The sequence below is a fragment of the Sandarakinorhabdus sp. AAP62 genome, from assembly GCF_000331225.1.
Lineage (GTDB): Bacteria > Pseudomonadota > Alphaproteobacteria > Sphingomonadales > Sphingomonadaceae > Sandarakinorhabdus.
This window is the reverse complement of sequence record NZ_ANFY01000003.1, coordinates 251203-264354: the sequence shown is the minus strand read 5'-3', so window position 1 is coordinate 264354 and position 13152 is coordinate 251203. Positions and strand designations below refer to the sequence as shown.

The following is a 13152-nucleotide window of genomic DNA, read 5'->3' as shown; positions in this document are numbered from 1 at the left end:
GGTCAGCCCCTGTCTTTCAGATTGGTACGATTTGTCGCAGCGCTTAGCCTGTCACCAGTGGGTTTGTCCACCGGGTAGAAGGTGTAGCTGAGCGTGATTTCGCTGATCTTCTTTGCCACCGGATCATCCATGATGGCCGGATCGATATAATAGGAAACCGGCATGTCGACGGTTTCGCCGGCCTTCAGCGTCTGTTCGGTGAAGCAGAAGCAATCGATCTTGATGAAATAGCGGCCCGCCACGTCGGGTGACACGTTGTACACGGCGCGGCCGGTGATCGGCGCGGTGCCGGTGTTGGTGGCGGTGTAGAAGGCCAGGCGCTTCTCCCCGATCGGGATGGCGACATCATTGACCTTGGGCCGGAAGCGCCATTCGAGGCCGGGCGCAATGTTCGAATCAAACCGCACCTTGATGGTGCGGCCGGCCACCGCGGCGATCTGATCGGCCGTGGGCGCGGCCACCGCCGTCTGCGTGGTGCCGCCAAAACCGGTGACCTGGCAGAACAGCCGATAAAGTGGCACGGCGGCATAGGCGGCGCCGATCATGGTCACAGCCATCAACCCGGCCAGAAAACCGACGCGGCGGTTGGCCCGGTCTCCATTCCTGCTGGTGGCGCTGCTGCTCATTGCGGTTGGGCGGCGCTGGCCGGAATCGGTGGCGTCTGGCCGGTCATGCGCACGACGGTGATGCCGAAGAACAGCACGACCAGGCTGACAAGCAGGATGCCCAGCGCCCGGTTACGCGATTCGCGGCGGGCGTAGAAGGCGGCGCGCTCTTCAGCGGTCCAGTTGGCGGGTTCGATGCTCATGGCAGCAGCAGTCGATCGGCGACCAGGGCACCGAACAGGCAGGCCAGATAGAGCAGGCTGAACTTGAACAGCTTTTTCTCGGCCACCATGTCGGCGGCCAGCGTGGCGCTGCTGCGAAAGACGTTCCAGGCCATTGCCATGAAGATCACGCCCAGCGTGATGGCCGTGCCGCCATAGGCCCAATCGGCGAGGCCGAGCAGCGACGGCGCGATGGTGACGGGCACCAGCAGTGCCGAATAGCCGAGGATCTGGCGGCGGGTTTCCTTCAGGCCATGCGTGACCGGCAGCATCGGCACGCCGGCCTTGGCGTAATCCGCCTCCATGAACAGCGCCAGCGCCCAGAAGTGCGGCGGGGTCCAAAGGAAGATGATGCTGAACAATATCCACGCCATCAGCGGCGTTTCGCCGGCAACCGCCGCCCAGCCGCAGATCACCGGGAACGCGCCGGCGGCACCGCCGATGACGATATTCTGCGGCGTGCGACGCTTGAGCCAGACGGTGTAGACGACGACATAGAACAGGATCGATACGGCCAGCCAGGCTGCCGCCACCCAGTTCAGCGCCAGGCCCATGACGGCAACGGATCCGGTGCCGAGGATGACACCAAAGGCCAGCGCCTCGGGCTTCTGCAGCTTGCCGGCCGGCAGCGGCCGCCTGGCGGTGCGCTTCATCACCGCGTCGATATCGGCTTCATACCATTGGTTGAGTGCACCGGCGGCACCGGCGGCAACCGCGATGCACAAGATGCCGGTGAAGGCCAGGAACGGATGCATCTCGCCCGGCGCGGCCACCATCGCACAGGCCGCGGTGAAGATGACCAGCGTCATCACCCGCGGCTTGAGCAAGGCGAAATAATCGCGCCAATCCGCCAGCAGGGTGGAAGGCACCCCGGAAGCCGGCTCGGCTGTCACGCTGTTGTTCATCACATCTGGCCTGAAAGGGGGCAGAGCCGCAGGCCCTGCCCCTTGCAGCCGGTCCTTACTTGATGACCGGCAGGGTTTCGAACTGGTGGAACGGCGGCGGGCTGGACAGGGTCCATTCCAGCGTGGTGGCACCTTCGCCCCAATAATTGTCTTCCACCTTGCGGCGCGAGGCCAGGCTGACAATCAGGTTGAGGAAGAAGAACACCATGCCGATGGCCATGATGCCATAGCCGTAGCTGGCGATCTGGTTCCAATAGGCATAGGCATCCGGATAATCGGCGATACGACGCGGCATGCCATCCGAACCCAGGAAGTGCATCGGGAAGAACAGCACGTTCACGCCGATGAAGAAGATCCAGAAGTGCAGCTGGCCGAGCAGCTCGTTGTAGTGCTTCCCGAACATCTTGCCGAACCAGTAATACCAGGCGGCGAAGATGGCGAACACGGCACCCAGCGACAGCACATAGTGGAAGTGCGCCACCACATAATAGGTGTCGTGGAAATAGGTATCCACGCCGGCGTTGGACAGCAGCACGCCGGTGACGCCACCCACGGTGAACATGAAGATGAAGCCAATCGCCCACAGCATCGGGGTCTTGAAGCTGATGGAACCGCCCCACATTGTGGCGATCCAGCTGAAGATCTTGATACCGGTGGGCACCGCGATGATCATCGTGGCGGCGGTGAAATACATCTTGGTGTTCACATCGAGGCCAACGGTGAACATGTGGTGCGCCCACACGACGAAGCCGATGAAGCCGATGGCGACCATGGCATAGGCCATGCCGAGATAACCGAACACCGGCTTCTTCGAGAAGGTGGAGACGACCTGGCTGATGATGCCGAAGCCGGGAAGAATGAGGATGTAGACTTCCGGGTGGCCGAAGAACCAGAACAGGTGCTGATAGAGGATCGGATCACCGCCGCCATCGGCGGAGAAGAAGTGGGTGCCGAAGTTGCGATCGGTCAGCAGCATGGTGATGGCGCCGGCCAGCACGGGCAGCGACAGCAGCAGCAGGAAGGCGGTGACCAGCACCGACCACACGAACAGCGGCATCTTGTGCAGGGTCATCCCCGGCGCGCGCATGTTGAGAATGGTGGTGATGAAGTTGATCGCGCCCAGGATCGACGAGGCGCCGGCGATGTGCAGCGACAGGATCGCCATGTCCACGGCCGGGCCGGGGTGGCCGGAGGTGGAGAGCGGCGGATAGACCGTCCAGCCGGTGCCGGCGCCATTTGCACCTGCGGGGCCTTCGACGAACATCGAACCACACAGCAGCAGGAAGGACGGGACCAGCAGCCAGAACGACACGTTGTTCATGCGCGGGAAGGCCATATCCGGCGCGCCAATCATGATGGGGACGAACCAGTTGCCGAAGCCGCCAATCATGGCGGGCATGACGGTGAAGAACACCATGATCAGGCCGTGGGCGGTGATGAACACGTTCCACAGGTGATTGGCCTGATCGACATTGCCCTGGGTCATGAAGGTGAGCCACTGGATGCCCGGCTGCGCCAGTTCCAGACGCATCACACCCGAAATCGCGCCGCCGATGGTGCCGGCGATGATCGCGAAGATCAGGTAGAGCGTGCCGATATCCTTGTGGTTGGTCGAAAAGAGCCAGCGCTGGATGAAGCCGGGCTTGTGATCATGATCGTGGTCATGAGCACCGGCGGTTGCGGCGTGAGCCATGATACGGGTCCTCTTCTCGAATCTTACTGGGCAGCCGGAGCGGCCGCAGCCGCATCAGCGACAGGGGCAGCAGCATCGGCGGCGGGAGCGGTTGCGGGCGCAGCTTCGGCAGCCTTGGGCGCCTCGATGCCGTTTTCCTTCTGCTTGGCAGCGACCCACGCATCGAACTGCGCCTTCGGCAGCACTTCGATGGCGATCGGCATATAGGCATGCTTGGTGCCGCACAGCTCGCTGCACTGGCCGAAATACACGCCCGGACGATCGGTCTTGAACCAGGTTTCATTGATGCGGCCAGGCACGGCATCCATCTTCACATAGAAGGCCGGGATGGCGAAGCTGTGGATCACGTCGGCAGCCGTGGTCAGGATCTTCACGGTGGCGCCCACCGGCACCACGACGCGATTATCGGTATCCAGCAGCTTGGGCGTACCGCGCTTTTCGGCTTCCTCGTTGGTGAGCATCACCGCATCGAAAGTGAAACCGCCCTGATCGGGATATTCATATTCCCAATACCATTGGTGGCCGATGGCCTTGATGGTGAGATCGGCCTTGGGCGGATCATATTGATTGGCCAGCAGGCGGAAGCTGGGGAAGGCGATGACCACAAGGATCAGCGCCGGCACCACCGTCCAGATCACTTCGATCACGGTGTTGTGGCTGTTCTTCGACGGTACCGGGTTGGCAGCAGCGCGATAGCGGAAGAGCGTCCATGCCAGCAAAGCCAACACAAAAATGCTGACGCCGGCCATTACCGGATTGAGCACCCAGTTGATCATGTTGTGGGCTTCCACCGCGATATCGGTGGCGGGCAGCTGCAGATCCCAGCCACCACGCGGCACGCCATAATCCGCTGACGGCGCCGTGAGCGCCGGAACGGCGGCCGGCACCTCTGTGGTGGCAACGGGTGGCACGGGTGCAGCCGCAACGGCTTCCTGTGCGAAACTGCGAACCGAAGCGCCCATCGCCCCGGCGGAAAGGATCATCGAAGTTATGCGGCGCATACTGCCCCTGGCCTGAAAACGGGCGGACTCATCCGCCAAAAGACGTATCCCCTATGCCGCGCTGCACCGCAACACGCAAGCGCAAACCCGGGTCAAATGAACGCAGATCACCCGAAATTGCTAGGCTTTCAAATTTGCATAGGTGGCAGATTGCCGCGTCATTTGCGCCTTCACGGCTTCCTTCATGTCCTCGCCCTGCAGCATGCCGGCATTCCAGACCGCAACATATTCAAGGCCATCGGCCACGCTGTGATCACGGCCATAGTTGAGCACCTGCTTGATGCCGGTGATGGCCAGCGGGGATTTGGCGCAGATTTCGCGCGCCATCACCTCTGCCGCCGCCAGCGCATCGGCCTGCGTGTCTTCCACCCGGTTCACAAAGCCATGGCGCAGCGCCTCGGCGGCGGGGAACTTGCGACCGGTATAGGCCAGTTCGCGGATCAGCCCCTGCGGCAGCAGATGCGGGATGCGCTGCAGCGTGCCGACATCGGCAACGATGCCGACATTGATTTCCTGGATGGTGAAATAGGCATCAGAGGAACAGATGCGGATATCGCAGGCCGTCACCAGATCAACGCCGCCGCCAATGCAGCCACCCTGGGTGACGACAATCACCGGCACCCGGCAATCATCGATCACGTTGAAGCTTTCCTGCAGCTCCTTCACGTGGCGACGAAAGGCCTCGCGCTGGCGGCCCAGATCACCGCCCGTGCTCGCCGCCGCATTCTGCCCGGCCCAGTTCAGATCGAGCCCGGCGGTGAAATGCTTGCCAGTGGAGGCGAGGATGACGCAGCGCACATTCATGTCGTGCGCGATGGCCTTGAACACTTGCACCATTTCCGGCCAGAAATCGCCGTTCATGGTGTTGAGCTCGGCGGGGCGGCACAGGGTGATGCGGGCAATACCGTCACTCACGCTGTAATCGAGGGTCTTGAGTTCCATGGCGGCCTCCTAGCGGCTATGGGGAAGGAATGACCAAATTCACCGTCAACGGCAATCCTGTCGAATTTCTGATGCCGCCCGATACGCCCCTGCTGTGGGCGCTGCGCGATGCGGCGGGGCTGACCGGCACCAAATATGGTTGCGGCGCGGGATTGTGCGGCGCCTGCACCGTGCATGTGGATGGCAAGGTGACGCGCAGCTGCCAGGTGACAATCGCCGATCTGGAAGGCACGTTCGTCACCACCATCGAAGGCCTGTCCGACAATCGCGACCATCCGCTGCAACAGGCGTGGATCGCCGCCCAGGTGCCGCAATGCGGTTATTGCCAATCCGGCATGATCATGGCGGCGGCCGCGCTACTGAAGGAAAAGCCAAACCCTTCGGACGACGACATCAACGCCGCCATCACCAACCTGTGCCGCTGCGGCACCTATCCGCGCATCCGCCGCGCCATCCACATGGCGGCAAGCGGCCGGGCGGATGCCGGCATTCCGGGGCCAGAGGTGGACGCCGGCGAAGCCGCCGCGCGCGCGCCGAGTTTGAAGGGTTAGAACGGGTTCAGCGTGTAGCCGCGCTGCTGATAGAGCGCGTGCGCCGTGATGGCGGAAAGCGACATCTTCACGCCAGGGATGAGATCGGCCTTGGTGATCTTCTGGCCCATCGCCGTCTGGCCGCACAGATAGAATTCGACGCCGGCGCCGAGCAGTTTCTTCACGGCATCAAGGCTGCCATTGGCCTTGCCCTCATTGCGCGCGGCGTAGACCTCGGGCTTCAGCAGGTCCATCGCGCCGGGGCCGTGGACGATCACCACGATCTGCACGTCTTTCTGCGGCACGCCGGCCGCCACATGCATGTTGAGCGTGCGCGCCGCGGTTTCGATCTGGCGGCTGAGCCCACCCGGCGCGGCCTTGGCCGAAACGTCGAAGGCAATCTTGAACCTGGTGCCCTTGGGGATCGACAGTTCGTTGGCCACCGGTGCAATCGGGCCAACATCGGGCAGTACCGGGCCGGGGCCGAAGCCTTCACGCGACTGCGCCAGGGCCGGCGCCGAGAGCAGGAGAGCGGTCAACAGCGCGGCGCGGATCATGACAGAGCCTTTCAGAATGGATTCAGCGTATAGCCTTGCGCCTGCAAGATGGCGTGGGCGCTGCTGGCAGAGATGGCCAGTTCGACGCCGGGAAGCAAGTCGGCCTTTTTCACGCCCATGGCGTTGGCGGCCTGGCCGCAGACCAGGAAGCGAACGCCCTTGGCCAGCATTTCCTTCACCATGGCTTCGCTGGCATTGGTCGTGCCGGGATTGCGGGCGGCATAGACTTCGGGCTTCGTGAGCTCCGCAATCGCCGGGCCATGCACCACCACGGCCACCGCCACGTCGCGTTCGGCGACGCCGTTGGCGACATGGCTGTTGATGAAGCGCGCGGCCGTTTCAAAGCCGGGATTCAGCTTGCCGGGCGCCGCCTTGGTGACATCATAGACATGACGCAGCACCATGCCCTTGGGGATGGCAACATTGTGCTCGACCGGGGTGTGCTTGCCGAAACCGGCGAATACCGGCCCGCCTTGCGGTTCGGCGGCCAGCGCCGGGCCATGTGCCACGGCTGCCAGCAGGGCCGCGATCAACAATGCGCGCATCAACCCAGACTCCTCAGGCTCTTCAGCGTGTTTTCGGCCTCTGCCACGGTGCGGCGCACGATCTCGCCAGCGGGCAGGATCTCGTTGATGCCGCCGCCGCCCTGACCAGCGGCGAGGCACTGGGTTTCGGGGATCACGTCGAGCACGCCCGCAATCGGGCCCAGGCGATTGAGCTGCACCGATTCCGCCACTTGCGCGGCGAACGGCTTGGCATTGCGGTTGTCGAAATCGCGGTTTGAATCGTTCACGATGGCGCGCAGCGTCTTGCCGGTGAACACCTTGCTGATCACCGTGTCGCTTTCGCTCATGCCAACGATGGCGTCCTTGTATTTCTGGCCGGCATGCGCTTCGTGGCTGGCGATGAAGCGGGTGCCCATCCACACGCCCACACAGCCAAAGGCCAGCGCGGCGGCCAGCCCGCGGCCATCATACAGGCCACCGGCCGCCACCACCGGGATATCGACGGCATCCACGCACTGGGGCCACAGCGCCACGCTGGCGACGCTGCCGGTGTGGCCGCCGCCTTCCGTCCCTTGCGCGATGATCACGTCGCAGCCGGCTTCGGCGGCCTTCACCGCATGCTTCACGTTGCCGGCCATGCACATGACGACGATGCCGGCCTGCTTCAGCTCGGTGATGATCGCTACCGGCACGCCGAGGCCAGCGATGAAGGCCTTGGCGCCGCCCTTGATGATCACGTCCACACTGGCGGTGAGCGTTTCGGGCTGGGCGGTGAGCAGATCAACGCCGAACGGCTTGTCGGTCAGGTCCTTCACCCGCGCCATCTGATCGGCGATGAACTTGGGCGGCAGGCCGGCCATGCCCAAGGAGCCGAAGCCGCCCGCGTCGGAAACGGCGGCGCAGACTTCGGCATAGGACACGCCGCCCATGCCGGCGAGCAGGACGGGGTGATCGACACCCAGCAGATCACAGATGACAGTGCGCAGAGCCATGGCTTTAGAGACCTTCGGTGATGAAGACGCGATAATCGGCACCGGCGAAGCGATGCTTGACGGCATCCTGATAGGCCGGGCTGTTGTACCAGGCCTTGGCTGCCGCCGTGTCGGGGAATTCCACGATCACGGCGCCTTCGATCGGCGCGCCTTCCAGCGTTTCGTGGGCGCCATAGAAGGCCAGCGGCTTGGCGTTGTGCCCGGCGAGCGTCCCGCCGGCCTTGCCGCCATAGGTCGCGAATTCATCCGGATCGCGCAAACGTTCGCGCGTGAAAACGATATAGGCTGCCATGATATTCCCCCTGGCAATGCCGCCGCGCGCCACCGGCGCGCGGTGTCGACGATCATTCCGCCGCGGCCGCTTCGCCCCAGCCAATGATGGCCTTGGTTTCAAGGAAATCGGCAAAGCCATGGTCGCCCCATTCGCGGCCATTGCCCGACTGCTTGTAACCGCCGAACGGCGCCATCAGGTCGAACCCGGCCTGATTGACATTGACCTGGCCGGCGCGCAGCTCACGCGCCACCTTGCGGGCATGTTCCGGCTCACCCTGGACATAGGCGGCAAGGCCGTAAACAGTATCGTTGCCAATCGCGATCGCCTGTTCCTCGCTGTCATAGGGCAGCATGGCCAGCACCGGCCCGAAGATTTCCTCGCGGGCGATGGTCATGTCGTTGGTGACATCGGCAAAGATGGTGGGCTTCACATAATAGCCCTTGTCGAGGCCTTCCGGACGGCCGGGACCGCCGGCAACCAGCGTGGCGCCTTCCTTGATGCCCTGTTCGATCAGGCCCTGGATCTTGTTATACTGGGTTTCGCTCACCACCGGGCCCATGGCGGCATTGCCGTTGGGATCGCCCACGGTGGTGGCTTCGGCAACCTGCTTGGCGATGGCGGCAGCTTCCGCCATCTTGCCGCGCGGCACCAGCATGCGGGTCGGCGCGTTGCAGCTCTGGCCCGAATTCATCATCACGCTCTGCACGCCGCCGGTGACGGCTTTCACCAGATCGGCATCGGGCAGCACGATGTTCGGCGACTTGCCGCCCAGTTCCTGGGCCACGCGCTTGACCGTATCGGCCGCGTTCTTGGCCACCGCGATGCCGGCGCGGGTCGAGCCGGTGAAGCTGACCATGTCGACATCCTTGTGACCAGACAGGGCCGAGCCCACGCCCGGGCCATCGCCATTGACCAGGTTGAACACGCCCGCCGGCACACCGGCTGCGTGCATGATCTCCGTCCAGATATACGCCGAGAACGGCGCGATTTCCGACGGCTTCAGCACCATCGTGCAGCCCACTGCGAGAGCAGGCGCCACCTTGCAGGCGATCTGGTTCACCGGCCAGTTCCACGGCGTGATGAAGGCGCACACACCGATCGGCTCCTTGGTGATCAGCGTGGTGCCCTTCAGCTCATCGAACTTGTAATTCTTCAGCACTTCGATGGCGGTGGCGATGTGGCCGATGCCCAGCGCGGCCTGCGCCTGGTTCGAAAGCCACGCCGGCGCGCCCATCTCTTCGGTGATGGCGGCAGCCATGTCGTTGTAGCGCTTCTGATATTCAGCCGCGATGGCGCCCATCAGCTCGATGCGTTCGGCAACGCTGGTGCGGCTGAAGCTGGCAAAGGCCTTCTTGGCGGCGGCCACGGCCCGATCGACATCGGCGGCGCTGCCCAGGTTGATGCGGCCGGCAACTTCCTCGGTGGCCGGATTGATCACGTCGAGCGGGTTCGGCGTCGCCGGATCCACCCATTGGCCGTCGATGTAGAATTTGGTGTAGTCGCGCATGGCTCAGCCTCCCCAGCTGTGGTGTTGAGAGGGTTGTAGCACGCCTATGGGGCGATTCGGCGCTTGGGCTTTTTGAGGGGGGCGCTATTTCGCCGGCATCAGCATCGCGGCGGCCGCCGCCATGCTTTCCACACCGGTCGCGATGGTCGGCGCCGGATCGGGGGCCCAGCCGCTGTTGTGCAGGCTCGGGATCGCCGGCCCGCCCTTTTGCGCCGCATCCCACTGCGCCTGGCCAACGCCGCCCAGCCAGAAGATCACCGACGGCACCTTGGCCTCCAACCCGAAATACTGGAAATCCTCCGATGCCATCGACGGATCGAGATCCACCACCCGCGCCTTGCCCAGTTTCGTTTCAAACTGCGTCTTGATGCGGGCGGCCAGTGCCGGGTCATTCAGGGTCGGCACGCCATAGCCGGAGTGGCTGATCACCGGCATCAACGCTTCGGGCAGACCAGCCGCAATCGCCTCGCCTTTCGCCACCCGGGCAATGCCATCCAGCAGGCGCTGTTGCTGCTTGGGGTCGTAACTGCGGATGGTCAGCTGCAGCTTCACCTCGTCCGGAATGATATTGTGCTTGGTGCCGCCATGGATGCTGCCCACCGTGATCACCGCCGGCTGGAAGGGATCATTCTCGCGGGAAATCAGCGGTTGCAGCCCCGTGACGATGCGGGCGGCGAGCGCCACAGGGTCGCGTGTGCTGGCCGGATAGGCGCCATGGCCGCCAACGCCGCGCACCAGCATGTCCATCGAGGTGGAAATGGACAGCGCCCGGAACTGCGGCACGCTCACCGTGCCGGCGGGGATGCCGCTGCTGTCGTGCAGCGCCAGCGTGAAATCGGGCTTGGGGAATCGCGTCAGCAAGCCATCGGCCAGCATGGCGCGCGCGCCGCCGCCAGCCTCTTCGGCGGGCTGGCCGACCATCACCACGGTGCCGCGCCAGGCCTTGCGGTTCTCCGCCAACCAGCGCGCCGTACCCACCCAGACCGCCATGTGAATATCGTGGCCGCAGGCATGCATCACCGGCGTCATCGGGCCGTCGCCATAACTGCCCATGGCCTTGCTGGCATAGGGCAGCCCGGTGGCTTCCTTCACCGGCAGCCCGTCCATGTCGGCGCGGATCAGCAGCGTCGGGCCCTTGCCGTTCTTCAGCACCGCCACCACGCCGGTGCGGCCCACCTTCTCGGTCACCTCGAAACCCGCCGCGCGGGCTTCAGCCGCCAGGATGCCGGCCGAGCGGATTTCCTGAAAGCTGAGTTCAGGGTGGGTGTGCAGATCCTTGTAGAGCGTGACCAGATCCACCGGGGCGGCCAGCGTGGGCGCGGCCAACAGGGCAGCGCTCAGGCCAAAAGTGAAGCGAGTCCGTCCCATGTCAGCTTTCCCCCGACCATGATCATCAATGCGTGCATCATCGCATAAAAGCGCGGGCCATCAATACGCCGCACCAGCACGGTACCGGCCCAGGTGGCAAGCAGCGCCGCCGGCATCAGCGCCACGGCCAGCCACAGATTGGCCGGCGTGAAAGCGCCCAGCGCGTAATAAGCCGGCACCTTGATCCAGTTGATCACGGCGAAAAACACCGTGCTGGTGCCGATGAACATGTCGCGCGGCAGCTTCATCGGCAGCACATGCATCTGGAATGGCGGCCCGCCGGCATGGGCAATCTGGCTGGTGAAGCCGGCCGCGGCACCCATCGCCACGCCGGCCAGTGCGCCGCCGGGGCGCCCGGCCACACCGCGCCGTTCAGCCCGGATGCGCTGAATGCCAAAGCTGAACGCGATCAGTCCCACGGCCAGTTCGACAGCCGCCACCGGCACGAAACGGGCCAGCGCCCACCCGGCAGTGATGCCGATGCAGGCGCCAGGTATCATCAGCTTCAACACATCATCATTACGATGGCCGCCAAAGGCCTTCATTGAAAACACGTCCTGCACCAGCAGGATCGGAAGCAATATGGCTGCGCCCATCACCGGGTTCATGCCCAGCGTCATGATCGGCAGGCCCAGCACGCCCAGCCCGGCAAAGCCGCCCTTGGCCAGGCCCAGGATGGTGACGCCGGCCAGCGCTGCAACCCAGAAGGCCCAGCCCTGTGCGCTGAGCAGTTCGGCAATGCCCGCCGGCACGATCAGGCGGCGCGCAGTTCGATCAGCACCAGCCGTGCCGTCCAGCGTGGCCACGGCAGCGCGATGCGCCAATGGCCCGAATTGGGGTTGGGCCCGATCGCCTGCAGCACGCCGAGCTGGTCGCGCTGGGCATCCTCGCCATAGCGCAGCCGGCCCATGTCACCGGCCAGCCGCAGCGTGCCGAGGAAGATCAGTCGATCGACATCGGGATAGAGCGTGCCCAGATATTGCTGCGGCCCCGGCGCGGTTTCGAGGCGCAGCAAGATCCCGTCGGCCGCCAGCGTGCAGGGCACCCAGGCACTGGCCTGCACCGGCGGCGCCGTGCGCGGCGTGCCCTGGCGCCAGCCCAGCAGGATGGTGCGGCATTGGTAAGTGCCGGCCCCTGGAAAGGCCGGCGATGCAGTCGGGCGATCGACGGCCACCGGGCCCAACGCCGCCAGATCGGCATCGCGGCCGGCTTCGGTGATATCGGTGCGGGCCTGTTCCCAGGCGTCAGACAGGCGCGACAGCCGGCCGCGATCCGGATCGCTGATCACCGCCTGCCACACATCGGCGCGGCGCACGACGGCATAGGGGCGCAGTTCGTCTTCCTTGCTGCAGCCCGCCAGCAACAGCAGGGCCAGCAGAGCCACAACCCGGATCATTCGCCCAGCATGCCGCGCACGAACCCGGCCAGGCCCAGCTGGCGTTTGCGGCGCAGCCGTTCGGCCTTCAGAATGGCGCGGATCTCGTTCAGGCAGGTTTCGGCGTCGTCGTTGACAAGGATATAATCATATTCGCCCCAATGGCTGATCTCGTCGCGGGCGCGGGCCATGCGATCGGCGATCACTTCCGGGTGATCGGTGTTGCGGTTCTTCAGCCGGCGTTCCAGCTCGTCCAGATGCGGCGGCAGGATGAACACGCGCACCAGATCGGAGGCTGCATCCGTCTGCTGCAATTGCTGCGTGCCTTGCCAGTCGATATCGAACAGCACATCGCGGCCATCGGCCAGCGCCGATTCGACCGGCGCGCGCGGCGTGCCATAGCGGTTGCCGAACACGGTCGCCCATTCCAGCAGCGCGTTTTCTTCCACCATCGACTGGAACTGGTCCGTTGAAACGAAATAATAATCCACCCCGTCCACCTCACCGGGCCGCGGTGGGCGGGTCGTGGCCGAAACGCTCATGGTGATGCCGCTGTCTTCGGCCATCAGCGCGCGCGACATGGTGGTCTTGCCGGCGCCCGAGGGGGAGGACAGCACGAACATCAGGCCGCGCCGCAGGGGGCTGCGGGCCGGCGCGCCGGTGCGGGCAAATTGCG

General features: G+C 64.5%; 16 protein-coding genes. 1 reads left to right on the top strand and 15 read right to left on the bottom strand.

Annotated elements, in window-relative coordinates:
• Positions 1-2 precede the first annotated feature (2 nt).
• The 6 genes from D619_RS0101470 to D619_RS0101445 all read right to left on the bottom strand — a co-directional run bounded on the left by D619_RS0101470 (position 3) and on the right by D619_RS0101445 (position 5367).
• Complete coding sequence (locus D619_RS0101470; protein ID WP_017666783.1) at positions 3-626, bottom strand: cytochrome c oxidase assembly protein; 624 nt, start codon at positions 624-626, stop codon at positions 3-5.
• Complete coding sequence (locus D619_RS15230) at positions 623-808, bottom strand: hypothetical protein (RefSeq protein WP_017666782.1); 186 nt, start codon at positions 806-808, stop codon at positions 623-625. The genes D619_RS0101470 and D619_RS15230 overlap by 4 nt, the downstream gene beginning before the upstream one ends.
• Positions 805-1731 (bottom strand): heme o synthase, encoded by a 927-nt coding sequence (locus D619_RS0101460; RefSeq protein WP_017666781.1) that lies wholly within the window; start codon positions 1729-1731, stop codon positions 805-807. Before D619_RS0101460 ends, D619_RS15230 begins: the two co-directional genes overlap by 4 nt.
• A gap of 55 nt (positions 1732-1786) precedes the next feature.
• A complete protein-coding gene (ctaD, locus tag D619_RS0101455) occupies positions 1787-3424 on the bottom strand; it encodes a cytochrome c oxidase subunit I (RefSeq protein ID WP_017666780.1) in 1638 nt (545 codons plus the stop codon).
• A gap of 23 nt (positions 3425-3447) precedes the next feature.
• Entirely contained in the window at positions 3448-4407 is a 960-nt protein-coding gene (gene coxB, locus D619_RS0101450; RefSeq protein WP_020480363.1) for a cytochrome c oxidase subunit II, read from the bottom strand.
• Positions 4408-4545: 138 nt separating this feature from the next.
• A complete protein-coding gene (locus D619_RS0101445) occupies positions 4546-5367 on the bottom strand; it encodes a crotonase/enoyl-CoA hydratase family protein (RefSeq protein ID WP_017666778.1) in 822 nt (273 codons plus the stop codon).
• Positions 5368-5396: 29 nt separating this feature from the next.
• Here D619_RS0101445 and D619_RS0101440 point away from each other — a divergent pair, with 29 nt between their 5' ends.
• A complete protein-coding gene (locus D619_RS0101440; RefSeq protein ID WP_017666777.1) occupies positions 5397-5918 on the top strand; it encodes a (2Fe-2S)-binding protein in 522 nt (173 codons plus the stop codon).
• On the opposite strand, the gene D619_RS0101435 is transcribed toward D619_RS0101440, so the two are convergent.
• The 9 genes from D619_RS0101435 to gmk all read right to left on the bottom strand — a co-directional run bounded on the left by D619_RS0101435 (position 5915) and on the right by gmk (position 13099).
• Positions 5915-6454 (bottom strand): DsrE family protein, encoded by a 540-nt coding sequence (locus D619_RS0101435; RefSeq protein WP_017666776.1) that lies wholly within the window; start codon positions 6452-6454, stop codon positions 5915-5917. The genes D619_RS0101440 and D619_RS0101435 overlap by 4 nt on opposite strands.
• An 11-nt stretch (positions 6455-6465) precedes the next feature.
• Entirely contained in the window at positions 6466-6999 is a 534-nt protein-coding gene (locus D619_RS0101430) for a DsrE family protein (protein WP_017666775.1), read from the bottom strand.
• Complete coding sequence (locus tag D619_RS0101425; protein ID WP_017666774.1) at positions 6999-7952, bottom strand: nitronate monooxygenase; 954 nt, start codon at positions 7950-7952, stop codon at positions 6999-7001. The genes D619_RS0101430 and D619_RS0101425 overlap by 1 nt, the downstream gene beginning before the upstream one ends.
• A gap of 4 nt (positions 7953-7956) precedes the next feature.
• Entirely contained in the window at positions 7957-8244 is a 288-nt protein-coding gene (locus tag D619_RS0101420) for a DUF1330 domain-containing protein (RefSeq protein WP_017666773.1), read from the bottom strand.
• A 52-nt stretch (positions 8245-8296) separates the two neighbouring features.
• Positions 8297-9733 carry an aldehyde dehydrogenase family protein gene (locus D619_RS0101415; protein WP_017666772.1) on the bottom strand — a complete coding sequence of 479 codons (1437 nt, stop codon included), beginning with the start codon at positions 9731-9733 and terminating at the stop codon, positions 8297-8299.
• An 84-nt stretch (positions 9734-9817) separates the two neighbouring features.
• A complete protein-coding gene (locus D619_RS0101410) occupies positions 9818-11101 on the bottom strand; it encodes an amidohydrolase (RefSeq protein ID WP_026090582.1) in 1284 nt (427 codons plus the stop codon).
• Positions 11071-11907 carry a sulfite exporter TauE/SafE family protein gene (locus D619_RS0101405; RefSeq protein WP_347574765.1) on the bottom strand — a complete coding sequence of 279 codons (837 nt, stop codon included), beginning with the start codon at positions 11905-11907 and terminating at the stop codon, positions 11071-11073. The genes D619_RS0101410 and D619_RS0101405 overlap by 31 nt, the downstream gene beginning before the upstream one ends.
• On the bottom strand, positions 11856-12497 hold the full coding sequence (locus tag D619_RS17035) for a DUF4893 domain-containing protein (protein WP_017666769.1): 642 nt from the start codon (positions 12495-12497) through the stop codon (positions 11856-11858). Before D619_RS17035 ends, D619_RS0101405 begins: the two co-directional genes overlap by 52 nt.
• The gene (gmk, locus tag D619_RS0101395) at positions 12494-13099 is read right to left on the bottom strand and encodes a guanylate kinase (protein ID WP_033372772.1); all 606 of its coding nucleotides are present in this window, start codon (positions 13097-13099) and stop codon (positions 12494-12496) included. The genes D619_RS17035 and gmk overlap by 4 nt, the downstream gene beginning before the upstream one ends.
• Positions 13100-13152: the final 53 nt, after the last annotated feature.

Bases quoted from the DNA above. Each gene is read 5' to 3' on its own strand.
- D619_RS0101470 (WP_017666783.1), bottom strand. From the start codon at position 626: ATGAGCAGCAGCGCCACCAGCAGGAATGGAGACCGGGCCAACCGCCGC.
- coxB (WP_020480363.1), bottom strand. From the start codon at position 4,407: ATGATCCTTTCCGCCGGGGCGATGGGCGCTTCGGTTCGCAGTTTCGCA.
- D619_RS15230 (WP_017666782.1), bottom strand. From the start codon at position 808: ATGAGCATCGAACCCGCCAACTGGACCGCTGAAGAGCGCGCCGCCTTC.
- D619_RS0101430 (WP_017666775.1), bottom strand. From the start codon at position 6,999: ATGCGCGCATTGTTGATCGCGGCCCTGCTGGCAGCCGTGGCACATGGC.
- D619_RS0101410 (WP_026090582.1), bottom strand. From the start codon at position 11,101: ATGGGACGGACTCGCTTCACTTTTGGCCTGAGCGCTGCCCTGTTGGCC.
- gmk (WP_033372772.1), bottom strand. From the start codon at position 13,099: ATGTTCGTGCTGTCCTCCCCCTCGGGCGCCGGCAAGACCACCATGTCG.
- ctaD (WP_017666780.1), bottom strand. From the start codon at position 3,424: ATGGCTCACGCCGCAACCGCCGGTGCTCATGACCACGATCATGATCAC.
- D619_RS0101420 (WP_017666773.1), bottom strand. From the start codon at position 8,244: ATGGCAGCCTATATCGTTTTCACGCGCGAACGTTTGCGCGATCCGGAT.
- D619_RS0101435 (WP_017666776.1), bottom strand. From the start codon at position 6,454: ATGATCCGCGCCGCGCTGTTGACCGCTCTCCTGCTCTCGGCGCCGGCC.
- D619_RS0101440 (WP_017666777.1), top strand. From the start codon at position 5,397: ATGACCAAATTCACCGTCAACGGCAATCCTGTCGAATTTCTGATGCCG.
- D619_RS0101445 (WP_017666778.1), bottom strand. From the start codon at position 5,367: ATGGAACTCAAGACCCTCGATTACAGCGTGAGTGACGGTATTGCCCGC.
- D619_RS0101460 (WP_017666781.1), bottom strand. From the start codon at position 1,731: ATGAACAACAGCGTGACAGCCGAGCCGGCTTCCGGGGTGCCTTCCACC.
- D619_RS0101415 (WP_017666772.1), bottom strand. From the start codon at position 9,733: ATGCGCGACTACACCAAATTCTACATCGACGGCCAATGGGTGGATCCG.
- D619_RS17035 (WP_017666769.1), bottom strand. From the start codon at position 12,497: ATGATCCGGGTTGTGGCTCTGCTGGCCCTGCTGTTGCTGGCGGGCTGC.
- D619_RS0101425 (WP_017666774.1), bottom strand. From the start codon at position 7,952: ATGGCTCTGCGCACTGTCATCTGTGATCTGCTGGGTGTCGATCACCCC.